General features: G+C 72.9%; 12 protein-coding genes. 4 read left to right on the top strand and 8 right to left on the bottom strand.

Annotated elements, in window-relative coordinates; genetic code table 11:
* The first annotated feature begins 55 nt into the window (after nt 1–55).
* Complete coding sequence (locus ACQP00_RS23305) at nt 56–685, top strand: alpha/beta hydrolase (protein ID WP_433222377.1); 630 nt, start codon at nt 56–58, stop codon at nt 683–685.
* A gap of 200 nt (nt 686–885) precedes the next feature.
* Here ACQP00_RS23305 and ACQP00_RS23310 read toward each other — a convergent pair whose 3' ends face one another.
* Complete coding sequence (locus tag ACQP00_RS23310; protein ID WP_433222379.1) at nt 886–2,325, bottom strand: MFS transporter; 1,440 nt, start codon at nt 2,323–2,325, stop codon at nt 886–888.
* A gap of 70 nt (nt 2,326–2,395) precedes the next feature.
* On the opposite strand from ACQP00_RS23310, the gene ACQP00_RS23315 reads away from it, so the two are divergent.
* Nucleotides 2,396–2,977: a TetR/AcrR family transcriptional regulator gene (locus ACQP00_RS23315; RefSeq protein WP_433222381.1), complete on the top strand. Its 582-nt coding sequence runs from the start codon at nt 2,396–2,398 to the stop codon at nt 2,975–2,977.
* A 334-nt stretch (nt 2,978–3,311) separates the two neighbouring features.
* On the opposite strand, the gene ACQP00_RS23320 is transcribed toward ACQP00_RS23315, so the two are convergent.
* The 3 genes from ACQP00_RS23320 to ACQP00_RS23330 all read right to left on the bottom strand — a co-directional run bounded on the left by ACQP00_RS23320 (nt 3,312) and on the right by ACQP00_RS23330 (nt 7,248).
* Nucleotides 3,312–4,283, bottom strand: a complete 972-nt coding sequence (locus ACQP00_RS23320) for a zinc-binding dehydrogenase (protein WP_433222383.1) — start codon at nt 4,281–4,283, stop codon at nt 3,312–3,314.
* 28 nt (nt 4,284–4,311) lie between these two features.
* On the bottom strand, nt 4,312–4,890 hold the full coding sequence (locus ACQP00_RS23325) for a hypothetical protein (RefSeq protein WP_433222385.1): 579 nt from the start codon (nt 4,888–4,890) through the stop codon (nt 4,312–4,314).
* 162 nt (nt 4,891–5,052) lie between these two features.
* Nucleotides 5,053–7,248 carry an MMPL family transporter gene (locus ACQP00_RS23330; RefSeq protein ID WP_433222387.1) on the bottom strand — a complete coding sequence of 732 codons (2,196 nt, stop codon included), beginning with the start codon at nt 7,246–7,248 and terminating at the stop codon, nt 5,053–5,055.
* Nucleotides 7,249–7,365: 117 nt separating this feature from the next.
* On the opposite strand from ACQP00_RS23330, the gene ACQP00_RS23335 reads away from it, so the two are divergent.
* On the top strand, nt 7,366–7,953 hold the full coding sequence (locus tag ACQP00_RS23335; protein WP_433222389.1) for a TetR/AcrR family transcriptional regulator: 588 nt from the start codon (nt 7,366–7,368) through the stop codon (nt 7,951–7,953).
* Here the strand turns inward: ACQP00_RS23335 and ACQP00_RS23340 are convergent.
* Nucleotides 7,925–9,121 carry a M20/M25/M40 family metallo-hydrolase gene (locus ACQP00_RS23340; RefSeq protein WP_433222391.1) on the bottom strand — a complete coding sequence of 399 codons (1,197 nt, stop codon included), beginning with the start codon at nt 9,119–9,121 and terminating at the stop codon, nt 7,925–7,927. The genes ACQP00_RS23335 and ACQP00_RS23340 overlap by 29 nt on opposite strands.
* 119 nt (nt 9,122–9,240) lie before the next feature.
* Here ACQP00_RS23340 and ACQP00_RS23345 point away from each other — a divergent pair, with 119 nt between their 5' ends.
* Nucleotides 9,241–11,328: a putative bifunctional diguanylate cyclase/phosphodiesterase gene (locus ACQP00_RS23345; RefSeq protein WP_433222393.1), complete on the top strand. Its 2,088-nt coding sequence runs from the start codon at nt 9,241–9,243 to the stop codon at nt 11,326–11,328.
* Here ACQP00_RS23345 and ACQP00_RS23350 read toward each other — a convergent pair.
* From ACQP00_RS23350 to ACQP00_RS23360, 3 genes are all read right to left on the bottom strand, one after another.
* The gene (locus tag ACQP00_RS23350) at nt 11,288–12,136 is read right to left on the bottom strand and encodes a polysaccharide deacetylase family protein (protein WP_433222395.1); all 849 of its coding nucleotides are present in this window, start codon (nt 12,134–12,136) and stop codon (nt 11,288–11,290) included. The genes ACQP00_RS23345 and ACQP00_RS23350 overlap by 41 nt on opposite strands.
* A 46-nt stretch (nt 12,137–12,182) precedes the next feature.
* Nucleotides 12,183–12,500, bottom strand: coding sequence for a DUF3618 domain-containing protein (locus ACQP00_RS23355; RefSeq protein WP_433222397.1), 318 nt, complete (start codon nt 12,498–12,500; stop codon nt 12,183–12,185).
* Nucleotides 12,501–12,576: 76 nt separating this feature from the next.
* Nucleotides 12,577–13,335: an ATP-binding protein gene (locus ACQP00_RS23360; protein WP_433222399.1), complete on the bottom strand. Its 759-nt coding sequence runs from the start codon at nt 13,333–13,335 to the stop codon at nt 12,577–12,579.
* Between the last annotated feature and the right edge of the window lie 143 nt (nt 13,336–13,478).

Genomic DNA, 13,478 nt, shown 5'->3' on the forward strand with positions numbered 1-13,478 from the left:
TCGGCCGCCTCGATCTCGCCGCCGGAATTCAACAGTGGAGTGGGGTCGTGACCGCATGAGCGCTCCTGTTGTGGCGTACGCCGGCCACGCCGATCCGGCCTCCCCGTTCGTGATCCTGCTGCACGGCCGCGGCTCCGACGAGCGGCAGATCCTGGCGCTCGCCGAGCACCTGCCGGCCGGCCCGTCCTACGCCGCCGTGCGCGCGCCGATCGCGGAGGGCGGCGGGTTCGCCTGGTTCGCCAACCGCGGGATCGGCCGGCCGGTCGCCGGGTCCCTGCGCGCGGGCCTGGACTGGTTCCGCGCCTGGCTCGACGCGATCGCCCCGCCGGGCCGCGAGGTGCTGCTCATCGGCTTCAGCGGCGGCGCGGCCTTCGCCGGCGGGCTGCTGCTCGACGATCCGTCCAGATTCAGGGCAACGGCCATCTTGTACGGTACGTTGCCCTTCGACGCCGGCCTCCCCACGACGTCGGGTCGACTGGCGGGCGCGTCTGTGTTTGTCGCGCAAGGTGAGCACGACACCGTGATCCCGCGCGAGCTGCTCGACGCGACCTGGCGGTACACCCGCGACGAGTCCGGCGCTTCGGTGCTCGCCCGCCGCGACCCGGTCGGCCACGGCATCGCCCCGGCCGCGCTGACCGCCCTGTCGGGGTGGCTCGAACAGCAACTCACTCAGGACCGCCCGTAGCGGCGGTGTGGAAGGCCGGCCTTCGCTGGTTTGTGAATCCAACGCCCGTTGGTTCAGCGTTCCCCGGTCGGCGCGGCGATGGTGTCCGCGTCCCGCGCCCGGTGGCCGAGTCCGACGCTGTTGTTCGGGAATCCAACGTCCGTTGGTTATGCGTTCCGGCTGGCGCGGCGTGCCTGGAAGAGGTGCCGCCGCGGGGGTGGTCAGGCGTGCTCTGCCCGGGTGGCGCCGCGGGCGCGGAGGAAGCCCCAGGCGACCAAGGCGGCCGCGATGGCGGTCAGGGTCAGGCCGGCGATGGTGACGGCGGCGCGGAACTCGGTGGTCTGGTGCGCGGTCCAGTGCGGCGCGGCGATGGCGCCGGTGAACAGGGCCGCGACGATGGTGCCGGCGATCGCGATCGCGGCGCCGGAGGTGACCTCGGTGGCGGTGTCGGTGAGGGCGGCGCCGATCGTGGTGCGGTTCGGCGGCAGGCCGCGCAGGACGTTGACGCCCGCGACCACGCCGACCACGCGGATGCCCGCGGCGACGAGGACGAGCGCGAGGGCGACGAAGGGGTAGCCGTACCGGCCGAGGAGGGCGTAGACGGCGAGCCCGGCGACGACCGAGGACGTGCTCAGCCAGGCCGCGCGGTCCAGGCCGACGCGCTGGACGAAGGGGTTGATCAGGGCGCCGCCGGCCACCAGCACGACGACCTGGGGGAGCAGGCCGACCGCGGCCAGGGTGGGTGACCAGCCCCAGTCGAGCTGGAGTTGCAGCGTCACCAGGTAGCCGAGGGCGGCGGTGGCCATGCCCGCGGCGGCCTTGAAGGCCAGGCCGCTGGACACCAGCGGGCGCGCGACGAGGGCCAGGTCGAGCAGTGGGTGCTTCGCCGAGCGCTCGCGCAGCACGAACAGGGCGGCGGCCAGGATCGCCGCGGCCGTGAACGTCCACGGCAGCCACGAGCCGGTCCCCTCCTCGACGAACAGCGTGGGGGCTACGAGGGCGAGGACGATCGTCGCGGTACCGATGACGGCTCCAGCTCCGTCGATGGGGTCGCGGTGCAGGTCGGCCGGGTCGTCGGCGGCGATGCCGAAGCGGATGCCGGCGATGGCGAGCGCCGCGATCGGGACGTTGACGAGCAGCAGGACCTGCCACGGGGCGAAGGCGAGCACGAAGCCGCCGGTGGTCGGGCCGACGGCGAGGCCGACGAGGCCCACGGTCGAGATGAGGGTGGTGGCGCGCACGCGCAGCGAGTCGTCGTCGAAGAGCCGGAAGGCCAGGGCCATCGAGCCGGGCGTGGTCATCGCGGCGGCCACGCCCATCGCGGCGCGTACGGCGATGAGCTGACCGGCGGTTGTGACGAACGCCGTGGCCAGGCTCGACAGGCCGAGCAGCACCAGCCCCACGATCATCATCCGGCGGCGGCCGAAGCGGTCGGCCAGGGCGCCGAAGGTCAGCATCAGGCCGCCGAAGACGACGGCGTAGGCGCCGGTGACCCACTGCAGGGCGGTCGTGGAGGCGTGCAGGTCACGGCCGATGGTGGGCAGCGCGACGTTGAGGATCGAGTTGTCCAGCATCTCGAACAGGAACACCGCGGACAGCCCGGTCAGGGCCACCCACGAGTCCCGCAGCGAGCGGGGCGTGCGGACGAGCGTGGTGGTCATGCGTCGACCATAACCCTAACCGTTAGCGTTTCACAACCGGTACGGTTTCGAGACGGGTAGGGTGGAGCGCGTGAGTGAGCAGACGGGCCGCCGGGAGCGCAAGAAGGCCGCCACGCGCCAGGCCATCGCCAACACGGCGCTGGGGCTGTTCCTGGAGCGCGGCTACGACGCCGTGGGCATCCGCGAGGTCGCGCAGGCCGCCGACGTGGCCGTGACCACGGTCTTCGCGCACTTCGCGTCCAAGGAGGCGCTGGTCTTTGACCGGGACCAGGGGCTGCAGGACCGCCTGACCGCCGCCGTGACCGACCGCGACCCGGACCGGCCGGCGCCGGACGCGCTGCGGGCCGAGGTGCACGTGATTGTGCGCGATTTCGTGGTGTCGAGCGACACGCCGTTCTGGCGGCTGGTGGCGAGCTCACCGGACCTGCGCGAGTACGAGGCCCGCATGTGGGCCCGGCACGCCGACGCCCTGGCCGTGGCCGTCGCCGCCGACTTCGGCCGCGCGGAGGTGACGGCGACTGATCGGGCGCTCGCAAGGTACGTGCTCGACGTGGTGCCGCTCGCGCGCGACGCACCCGACCCGCCGGCCGCTGTGGACGAGCTGATGGACCTGGTCGCCGCCGCCTGGGCCGCCGCCTCACGCGCCGACTGACGCGTGCCGAGCGTCGGGCCGAGCGTCGGGCCGTTCGTCTGCGTGGTGCTGGCTTGCGGCGGTTGGTGGACGACGGCTGTTGACGCGTGACGCGCGTCGTGTCGTCTGTCGCGTGGTGCTGGAGCGGCGGGGCAGTGGAGGGCGGCGGTTGCCCCGCGTGGTTGCGGTCTGCGGTGGCGGCGTTGTGCGGTGGCCGGGCGTGCGGTGGCGGGCGTGCGGCGGTGGCGGGCGTGCGGCGGGCGGGCGTGCGGTGGCGGCGTTGTGCGGTGGTGGCGGCGGCGTTGGGCGGTGGTGGCGGCGGCGTTGTGCGGTGGCGGCGTTGTGGATTCGCTCGTCAGCGCACGACGACCATTTTGCCGCCCGCGCCGCCGGATTCCATGACGCGGTGGGCCTCCTGGATTTCGTCGAAGCCGAAGACGCGTGTCGGGTGTGCGCGCAGGCGGCCCGCGGCCACGTCGGCGGCGATCTCCTGGAGCGGGACGTCGGAGAGTGGGAAGCCGGGCCGGCCGAAGACGAAACTGCCGAAGAAGGTGAGGTACACGCCGCTGGCCATTTGCAGCAGCGGGTTGAAGTCGCGGATCGGGGCCAGGCCGCCGAGCCAGCCCGCCAGGCACGCCCGGCCGCCGCGGCGCAGCATGTCGAGCGAGTCCAGGATGGTGCTGTTGCCGACCAGGTCCAGTACGGCATCCAGGGTTTTGGATTCGACGATGCGCACCGAGAGGTCGGGCGCCTCGATCTCCACGCGGGCGGCGCCGAGCTCCTCCAGCATTGTGCGGCGGTCGCGGCGGCGGGTGGTGGCCAGCACCCGGGCGCCGGCATTGCGCGCGAGCTGGACGGCCGCCTGGCCGAACGAGGACGTGCCGCCGCGGATCAGGACGGTCTGGCCGTGGGTGAGCTCGAGGTTGCGGAACAGGCACGTCCACGCGGTCGCGTAGGTCTCTGGGATGGTGGCCAGGTCGGCCCACGGCAGGTCCGACTCGATGAGCGCGACGTTCGACACGGGCGGGCGGGTGTACTCGGCGTAGCTCCCGTTGATCGTCCGCCCGAGGCCGCCCATGAGCGCCGCGACCTTCGCCCCGATCGGGAACTCGCCGCCGGGGCAGGCTTTGACCAGGCCGACGCATTCGATGCCGCTAACCGGGGCGGCCTCGGCCCACTCGCCCCGGCGCATGTGCATCTCGGCGTGGTTCAGGCCGAACGCCTTGACCTCGATGACCACGTGGCCGGCGAGCGGTTCGGGCTCCGGCAGGTCCCGGTACACCAGGGACTCCGGACCCCCGAACCGCTCGATCACGATGGCGCGCATCGCGGCAGGCTGCCCGAGCGCGTGCCCGCTAAACGCGGTGACCGGCGGGAGCGCGGTGGTGACCCTGGTACACGGTGGCGCGCAGCTCGTACAGGTGGCGGTGGCCGACCTGGGTGCACGTGGCCTTGTCCCAGTAGCCGCGGCGCACCCCGGTCCGCGCGTCGGACTGGCAGGCGTGCTTGCTGCGGTAGTGGTCGACCGTGAACGTGCGGGTCCGCTGCTGCACCTGGCGCACGTCGTGGTCGTGCCGCCCGTCACGGCCGTTTCCGTCGTTGCCGCGTCCGTTGCCGTCGTTGCCGCGATTGTCCTGCTGGTTTCCGCGGTCGTTGCCGCGGTTGTCGTGCTGGTTTCCGCGATTGTTTCCGTCGTTTCCGTCGTCGTTGCCGCGGTTGTTTCCGTCGTTGCCGCGATGGTTGCCGTCGTTGCCGCGGGTGTCGGTTTGCGCGGCCGGAGCGGTGTGCGTGGACGACTTGACCGGGACGGCGGCGATGTCGGTCGGCGAGGCGGTCGAAGCGGCCGACGCCGCGGTCCCGCTCAGCCCGAGCGCGGCCCCCGCGACAACCCCCATGCCGACGATCGTGAGCGAGCGGCGAGTCCTGGCGTTCATTGACGTTTCCTTCCCCCGTGCCGAATTGGTGTCCCTGCACCGTAAGGGGAGGAAACAGGCAAAACGCAAAATACAGGTCAGCGCTTCATCCCAAACCAAAGCGCCGTTCGGACAGCCGCAATCGCCGGGCGGACCGGCCGCCCGGCACCCCAACGGACGAGCTCAGCCCCGCGTAAGCGCCGGCTGGCGATCATCGGCCCCAGCGGACGAAGCCAGCGACCTCGCCAGCTGCTCACCCTCCACATCCACGTTCGGCAGCACCCGGTCCAGCCACCGCGGCAGAAACCAAGCCGAGCGCCCCAACAGCGACAGCACCGCCGGCACGATCGTCATGCGGACCAGGAACGCGTCCACCGCCACCCCGAAGGCCAGCGCGAAGCCCAGGCTCTTGATGATGGTGTCGTCGGCCAGGATGAAGCCCGCGAACACGCTCATCATGATGAGCGCCGCCGCCGTCACGACCCGGGCGCCGTGGTTCATGCCGGTCACGATCGCCTCGTCGGGGGCGGCGCCGTGCACGTACTCCTCGCGGGTCCGCGTCACCAGGAAGACCTCGTAGTCCATGGCCAGGCCGAAGAGGATGCCGATGAGGAAGATCGGCATGATGCTGACGATCGGGCCGGCGCTCTCGATGCCCAGGAGGCTCGCGAGGTGCCCGTGCTGGAAAACCGTGACAAGTCCACCGAACGCGGCCGCGACCGACAAAAGGAAGCCGACGGTGGCCTTGAGCGGCACGAGGATGCTCCGGAACACCAGCATCAGCAGGATGAACGCGAGCCCCACGACGATCGCCAGGTAGGGCACCAGCGCCCCGGAGAGCTTGTCGGAGATGTCGATGTTGACGGCGGTCGTGCCGGTGACGGCGATGGTGGCCCCGGTGACCGTACCGGCGGCGTGGTCACGGATCGCGAAGACCAGGTTCTTGGTCGCCTCGCTCGTCGGGGCGCTGCCCGGGATGACGGTCAGCAGCGCGGTGTCGCCGGCCGGGTTGACCGTGGCCGGGACGACCAGGGCCACGTCGCCGAGCTTCGCGATGGTCTGCTGCACCTTGGCGGCCGCGGCGCCGGCCTGGCCGGCGCCCGCCTCGACGACGACGAGCAGCGGGCCGTTGAAGCCCGCGCCGAAGCCCTCGGCGAGCTGGTCGTAGGCCTTGCGCTGGGTCGAGCTGACCGCCGCCGTGCTGTCGTCGGGCAGGGCGAGGCGCAGGTCCAGGGCCGGCAGCGCGGCCACGACGAGCAGGCCCAGCGAGATGACGAGCGCGGGGATCCGGGCCTTCAGCACGTACTGCGCCCAGCGCTGACCGAACGGCACCTTGCCGGTGTGGCCGGCGACGGCGGGCGCGTTGCGGCGCTTCTTCGGCAGCACCCGGCGGCCGGCGAAGCCAAGAATGGCCGGAACCAGGCTCAGGGTGACGAGCACGGCCACGGCGACGGTACCGGCCGCGGCCACCCCCATCGCGGTGAGGAACGGGATCCCGGTGACGGCGAGCGCGACGAGGGCGATGATGACCGTGAGACCGGCGAAGACGACGGCGGATCCGGCGGTACCGATGGCGCGCCCTGCAGCTTCTTCTCCTGAACGGCCCGCGGTCAGTTCACCCCGGAACCGCGAGATGACGAAGAGCGCGTAGTCGATGCCGACGGCGAGGCCGAGCATCGTGGCGAGGGCCGACGTGCTCGAGGACAGATCGAAGAAGCCGGTGGCGAGCTGGATGCCGAGCATGCCCAGCCCGACGCCGACCAGCGCGGTCAGCAGCGGCAGGCCGGCCGCGACCAGCGAGCCGAACGTGATGAGCAGGACGAACGCGGCCACGATGATGCCCAGGGCCTCGGAGGAGTGGCTCTCGGCGGCGGTCCGGGTGACCTCGCCGGAGTACTCGACGCCGATGCCGGCCTTCTTCGCGGTGTCGCCGGCGGCCAGGAGCGCCTCGCGGGCCGCGGTCGGCACGTCGGCGGCGGTGGCGGTGTAGGACACCGTGGCGTACGCGGTGTGCAGGTCCGGCGCGATCGTTTTGGCCTCGAACGGGTCCGCGACCGCGGCCACCTGCGGTGCCTTGCGCAGCTCGGCGACGGCCGCCTCGATCGCGGTGCGCCGGTTGGTGTCGGTGAGCTTGGCGCCGCCGGAGACGGTGAACACGACCTTGGCCGACGCGGCGTCCGAGTTGCCGCCGAACTTCTCCGCGATGACCTCCATCGCGCGGGAGGACTCGGTTCCCGGGATGGAGAACGCGTTGCTCGTCGGGCCCGAGAGTGTCGTCGCGCCGACGCCGACGACTGCCAGCAGCAGTACCCACAACGCGAGCGTCAGCCCGCGCCGGCGGAACGAGAACCGGCCGAGCCGGTACAGCAGCGTCGCCATCGGAACCCCCAGAGCAGTGCCGTCAGGTGTCCGATCGGCAAGGAAACGCCGGACCTTAACTAAGCCGCTCGGCTTAGCGGACCGTTGGTACGATCAGCGCACCGGCAAGGGGGAGCGATGGTGCAGCGCAAGCGGGGAGACGGGCGCGAGCAGCTGCTGGAGACCGCGCTGCGGCTGTTCGGCCGCGACGGCGTGGAGGCCACCTCGCTGCAGGACATCGCCGACGAGATGGGCGTGACCAAGGCCGGCGTGTACTACCACTTCAAGACCAAGGACGAGATCGTCCTCGGCGTCGTGGAGCCGGTGTTCGCGCCCCTGGACACGATCCTGACCCGGGCCGAGGCGCACCGCGGCCGGTCGGCCCGCATCGAGGAGTTCGTGATCGGCCTGGTCGACCTGGTGCTCGACAGCCGCATCCGGTTCTCGGCGCTGACGGGCGACCCGTACGTGGCCAAGCTCATCGAGCAGCACCCGAACCTGATCACGTGGTGGCACCGGATCCGCATGGTCGTGGCCGGACCCGACCCGGATCCGGCCACCATGGTGCCCCTGCTGATCTTCCTGACCGGCCTCGGCGGGCCGCTCAACGACCCGCACCTGGCCGCGCTCGACAACACCGTGCTGCGCGAGCACCTCCTCGACAGCGGCCGCCGCCTGCTGCAGTTGCGCAAGCGGGTCAGTGCGGCGACGCCGCCCGGTACGTGAGCCAGCCCGCCATCGCACGCACCCCGACGGCGATCGCCCGCTCGTCCGGGTCGAACGTGGCCAGGTGCGGGTAGCTCGTCTCGATCGCCTCGCCCGGCCGGCGCACCCCGAGGAACGTGAACGTCCCCGGCAGCCGCCGCAGGAACAGCGCGAAGTCCTCGCCGTTGAACGGTACGGCCGCGTGCAGCACCGCCACGCGCTCGTCCCCGGTGCTCCAGCGCAGGTACCGCTCCAGCGCCCGCCCGTCCTCCTCCCGCACCACCATCGCCGGGAACGGATCGCCCGGGAACGCCACCGTCGCCGGCCCGTGCGCCGTGGCGAGCCGCCCGATCTCGGCCCGGATCTCCGACCAGCGCGCCTCGGGCCACGTCCGGTACGACGCCCGGACCTGCTCCCCGGCCGCCGTGGCCCGCATGTAGACGAACCGCGCGAGCGGGCCGTCCGGGGTCAGCATGGCGTCGACGATCTGCCCGAGCCGCTCCGGCGGGGGCACGGTCACGGTGCCGAGCGCGTTGATCGCCGCGGCGAGGGTCGCCGCCCGGCCGGCCGCGTCCGGGCCGGTGAGCGTGACGGTGGCGCGATCGAGGCCGGGCAGGCCGTACCCCGGCATGACCGCCAGCTGCCCGACCGGGAACGGGCCGCAGTGCAGCGCGTGGATCTCCGCGGGCCGGGTCGCCTCCAGCACGCCGTCGGCGAGCATCGCGGCCGCGCCCGCCAGGGCCTCCTCGCCCGGCTGGAACAGGAAGACCACACTGCCTTCGAGGTGCCGCCGCTGCTGGGCGAGCCGCTCGGCGATCCCGACGCCGATGGTCGTGTGCAGGTCGTGCCCGCATACGTGGGCGGGGGCGCTGCCGGGCGGGAGCTGGCCCTCGGGCGGTACCGCATCCATGTCGGCCCGGTAGGCGACGGTCCGGCCGCGGTGCGCCCCGCGCAGCACCCCGACCACGCCGTGGCCGCCGACCCCGGTGGTCACCTCCAGCCCCGCGCGGCGCAACCGGCGCGCGACCACCGACGCGGTGTACTCCTCGCTCCCGGCGAGCTCCGGATGGCGGTGCAGGTCGCGGCGCAACGCGATCAGGTCGTGGGAGTCGCCGCCCCCGGGACCGAGCACGGGGACGAACGCGGACGCGGCGGCGGCGCCGAGCACGGCGCGGCGAGTGATGGCCATGCATACGAGCGTGGCCGAGCGCCCGCCGCGGCACAGGCCCGCCAGCACCCGAACCGGTGGAAGGGTTTTCCCTACCGGCGATCGCTCAGATCGGCCGCGCCTGATCCGATAACAGGGCCGTGTGGAATCATCGGCGCCTGCTGACGGCGGCCGGCCTGCTCTTCGCGGGCCTCGTGGCCGTCCGTCTCGCCGACCTGTTCGACACCAAGGCGGCCGGCATCTCGCTGTGCCTGCTGGAGACCGTCGCGCTCGGGTTCCACCTGCGGGCCGCCACGAGCCGCACGCTGTCGCCGGCCGCGCGCCGCCCGTTCCGGTTCACCAGCGCCGCGCTCGCGATGCTCATCGTGGCCGGGGTCGGGTTCTCGATCGCGTTCGCCACCGGCGACAAGGCCTGGGGCGTGGCGACCGTGCTCGCCATCGTGCCCCGCGTGCTCGTCACCCCGGTGCTGCTGCTCGGCCTGCTCTCGTTCGCGGCGAAGCCGATGGACCGCCGGGCCGGCTGGAAACTCGCCATGGACGTGGCCACCATGCTCGGCGCGGGCGCGATGCTGATGTGGTACCTGGTGCTCGGCCCGGCCCTGCAGGGCGGCGGCCTGCTCGACCCGCTGCGCCTCGGCGCGGTCCTGTTCGCCGTCGGCGACGTGATCCTGCTCGTCGGCGTCGGCACCGTGCTGCTGCGCGGATCGGTGCTCGCCGCCCGCACCCCGCTGGTGCTGCTGCTTGCCGGCACCGTCGGATACCTTTTCGTCGACACGATTTTCCTGTACTCGACCGTGCGCGACATCGTCCAGGACGCGCTCGTACCGTCGCTGCTGCACCTGCCGATGTTCCTCATCCTGCTCGCGGCGCTCGTCCGGCAGAAGGCCCGGGACGGCGGGGTGGTCGCCGACCGGCCGCTGCGGCGGGTGTCCTGGCTGCCGTACCTCGCGCTGGCCGGCGGGTACGCGCTGCTCATCGTGGCCGCGATCCGCGACGGGCTGTTCCCCTGGCTCGGGCTCATCGGCGGCGCGCTGGTGATGACCCTCGGCGTGGCCGCCCGCCAGATCGTCGCGTCCCGGGAGAACTACACGCTCGTCATCACCGACAGCCTCACCGGCCTCGCCAACCGCCTGCAGTTGCGGGAGGCGCTCGGTGCGGCCCTGGACCGGCACCGGCGCTCCGGCTCGCCGCTCGCCGTGCTGCTCATCGACCTCGACGGCTTCAAGCAGGTCAACGACGCCTACGGGCACGAGGTCGGCGACCAGATGCTCACCGCGTTCGCCGACGTGCTGCGCCGCAGCGTGCGCGACGGGGACGTGCCGGCCCGGCTCGGCGGCGACGAGTTCGCGGTCGTCCTGCCCGACGTGCACGGCACGGCCGGCGCGATCGCGGTCGCCGAGCGGATCCTGGAGGCCTGCCGCCCGCTCGTGCGCCTGTCCGGGCACACTCTGCGGCTGCGGCCCAGCATCGGGGTCGCGCTCGCCGCCCGCGAGGCCGACCAGAGCGAGGTGCTGCACCGGGCCGACCTCGCGATGTACGCGGCCAAGCGGCACGAGGAGCCCAGCTGGGCGCTCTACAGCGCCGAGGCCATGGACGCCGAGCGCGCCGAGACCGTCCTGGCCCGCGAGCTCGCCCTGGCCGTGCAGGAGCAGCAGTTCATCCTCTTGTACCGTCCGATCGTCGAACGTTCCACCGCGACCGTCACCGGCGTCGAGGCCCAGGTGCGCTGGCGCCACCCGGCCCGCGGGCTGCTCGAGCCGGCGGCGTTCGTGCCGGTCGCCGAGGCCACCGGCCTGATACACGACATCGGCTCCTGGGCCCTGCGCACCGCCTGCCGTCAGGTCGCCGGCTGGCCGCACCTGTACCTGGCGATGCCCATGTCCCCGGCCCACCTGCACCGCGAGGCGCTGGCCGACGACGTGCTCGGCGCGCTCGGCGACACCGGCCTCGACCCGCGGTCGCTGGTCCTCGGCGTCGGCGAGCGCGCGCTGCTCGCCGACCCGGCGGCGGTGGCCCAGCTGGAGCGGCTCCGGTCGCACGGGGTGCGGATCGCGCTCGACGAGGTCGGCCCCGGCTACCCGGCGCTGCCCGTCGACCTGCTCCGCCTCGACCACTGGTTCCTGGCCGACCTGGAGGGCGGCGGCCTGAGCGAGGTCCGCGCCGAGGAACTCCGCGCCGAGGACGTCCTCACCCGGACAGCCCCTCCGGTGGCAGCCCGGCGAGCGTGAAACGCTCCTGCAGCCACGGGAGCAGCTGGTCGTACGCCGTGATGGTGTTCGGCTGCCCGTTGTCGTGCGAGAGCACGATCGAGCCGGGCCGGACGTGGTGCTGCACGGCGTTCACCACGCGGGAGATGTGCGCGGAGGCGTTCGCGTCGTGCGTGTGCTCCCAGTCGCGCGGGTCCACGTCCCAGGAGATCGAGTCCATCCCGAGCGACTTCGCCTTGGCCACCAGCTCCGGCGTGAAGTTGCCGCCGGGCGCCCGGAAGTACCGGATCGGCACGTCCGCCCCGACCGCCGCGCGAATCATGTCGTTGGTGTGCCGCAGGTCCCAGTCGAGGTACGCCGGGTCGCGTTTGGCCAGGTCCAGCAGGTGCTGCCACGAGTGGTTGCACAGCGTGTGCCCGTCGGCGTAGATCTGGCGCACCAGGTCGGGCCGGTCGCGCACCCGGAACCCGACCATGCAGAACGTGGCGTGGATGTGCCGCTGCCGCAACAGGGCCAGCAGCTTCGGCGTGTTGATCGGGTCCGGCCCGTCGTCGAACGTGAGCGCGACCGCGCTCGTACCGGTCGTGGCGAACGCCCCCGCCACCCCGTCGCCCGGCCGCACCGGCAGCGACGGCGTCGGACTCACGGAGGGGGCGGCGGACGGCGACGGTGCGGCGGGCAGCGCGACCGGGGCCACCGGCGCCCGGGTGGCGGGGTTCGCGGCGCGGGTCACCCGGTCGCTGTCCCGGGCGGTGGTGCCCAGCAGGAGCAGCAGCACCGCCACGACGAGCAGACCGGCCGACGGCGGCTTCTTGATCCCCAGGCGCACATCATCCAGACGGCCCAGCCCCGGGAACAGGTTGCACCGTGTCGGATTACCGCCGCGCGCGCAGCCCGAAAACGATCAGCGCCGCCACCCCGGCCGCCGCCACCCCGAGCACCGCGAGCGGAACCGGCCCGCGCAGCCGGGGATCACGCACCGCGGCAACCGCCCGCGCCTTCGTTATGTCGGCCGCGGCGAGCGCCCGGGCTTTGGTGCGATCGGCCAGTTCGCCGGTCGCGTCCTTCATCCGGGCCTTCACGTCGGCCTTGGCCGCGAGCGCCTCGACGGTCGCACCCAGCGCGGCCCGCGTCCGGACGATCTCGGCGCGCAGTTCGTCGGCACTGAGCGCAGGGTTGGCGGTGCTGGTCATCGCGTCCGTCCTTCCGCGCCGGCCTCCGCCGGGCATACATGGCGATGATTCCCGCCGCGACCGGCGGCGAAACGCGTCAGGCCCGGGCGCGCAGGGTGGCCCAGACGACCTTGCCGTGGATGGTCAGGTCGGAGCCCCACGCCGTCGCGGCCGCGGCCACCAGGCGCAAACCGCTGCCGCGCTGGGCCAGCGGGGCCTCCGGGTTCATCGACCAGAGGCGTAGCCGGGGCAGCCGTGGGACGCCGTCCTCGACGGCCAGGTGGACCAGGTCGGTGCGGCGGCGGGTGACGGTGACCGTGAACGGGGTACCGGCATGCTCGGTCGCGTTCGTGGCCAGTTCCGAGACGATCAGGCGGGCCGGGTGCAGCAGGGCCACGAAGTTCCAGGCCAGGCAGGTGTCGCCGACCAGGTTGCGGGCCTCGGCCGGGGCGAACGGGCCGGGCTGCAGCCGGACGCGGGCCTGGCCGAACTGCGGGGTGCTCCCGGCCAGCGCGCTCAGCGCGGCATTGCGGGTCGGGTGGACCGGAATGCGTCCTGCCACGCCGCTGGCCTGCAGGCGCCACAGCTGCGGCTCGCGGGCCACCACGACGACCGGGACCGGCGGGTGCAGGGCTGCGCTCTGCTCCTCGGCCAGCAGCAGGGAGGCGGTCAGCGTCCGCTCCGCCTCCTCGAGAGCGGTCACGTCGAGCAGGACGGCCCGCGGGCGCTGGGCCAGGGCCTTGCGGAAGGCGGTCATGAGGTCGACCCGGATCTGCCACGTCCACCGGCCGGTGGCCGCGATCTCGACGACGGAGAGGTCGACGTTGTCGCGCACGGCGATCGCGGTGTCCAGCATGTCGGCTTCCCTGCCCGGTGCCGTCGAAGACTGTATTGGAGGACTTACGCGCAGTCTCTGTCCCTGTTCGCTGCGCTGTCAATGCTCGTGAATACAGTCGGCGGGGACGTCGCTGGTCAGGCCGCTGCCCTGGGACAACAGAT

Source organism: Dactylosporangium sp. CS-047395 (genome assembly GCF_050942185.1).
In the GTDB taxonomy this organism is placed as follows: Bacteria; Actinomycetota; Actinomycetes; order Mycobacteriales; family Micromonosporaceae; genus Dactylosporangium.

Excerpts from the sequence above, each read along its gene's own strand:
- ACQP00_RS23305 (WP_433222377.1), top strand. The coding sequence starts at position 56 with ATGAGCGCTCCTGTTGTGGCGTACGCCGGCCACGCCGATCCGGCCTCC.
- ACQP00_RS23310 (WP_433222379.1), bottom strand. The coding sequence starts at position 2,325 with ATGACCACCACGCTCGTCCGCACGCCCCGCTCGCTGCGGGACTCGTGG.
- ACQP00_RS23320 (WP_433222383.1), bottom strand. The coding sequence starts at position 4,283 with ATGCGCGCCATCGTGATCGAGCGGTTCGGGGGTCCGGAGTCCCTGGTG.
- ACQP00_RS23325 (WP_433222385.1), bottom strand. The coding sequence starts at position 4,890 with ATGAACGCCAGGACTCGCCGCTCGCTCACGATCGTCGGCATGGGGGTT.
- ACQP00_RS23330 (WP_433222387.1), bottom strand. The coding sequence starts at position 7,248 with ATGGCGACGCTGCTGTACCGGCTCGGCCGGTTCTCGTTCCGCCGGCGC.
- ACQP00_RS23335 (WP_433222389.1), top strand. The coding sequence starts at position 7,366 with ATGGTGCAGCGCAAGCGGGGAGACGGGCGCGAGCAGCTGCTGGAGACC.
- ACQP00_RS23340 (WP_433222391.1), bottom strand. The coding sequence starts at position 9,121 with ATGGCCATCACTCGCCGCGCCGTGCTCGGCGCCGCCGCCGCGTCCGCG.
- ACQP00_RS23355 (WP_433222397.1), bottom strand. The coding sequence starts at position 12,500 with ATGACCAGCACCGCCAACCCTGCGCTCAGTGCCGACGAACTGCGCGCC.
- ACQP00_RS23360 (WP_433222399.1), bottom strand. The coding sequence starts at position 13,335 with ATGCTGGACACCGCGATCGCCGTGCGCGACAACGTCGACCTCTCCGTC.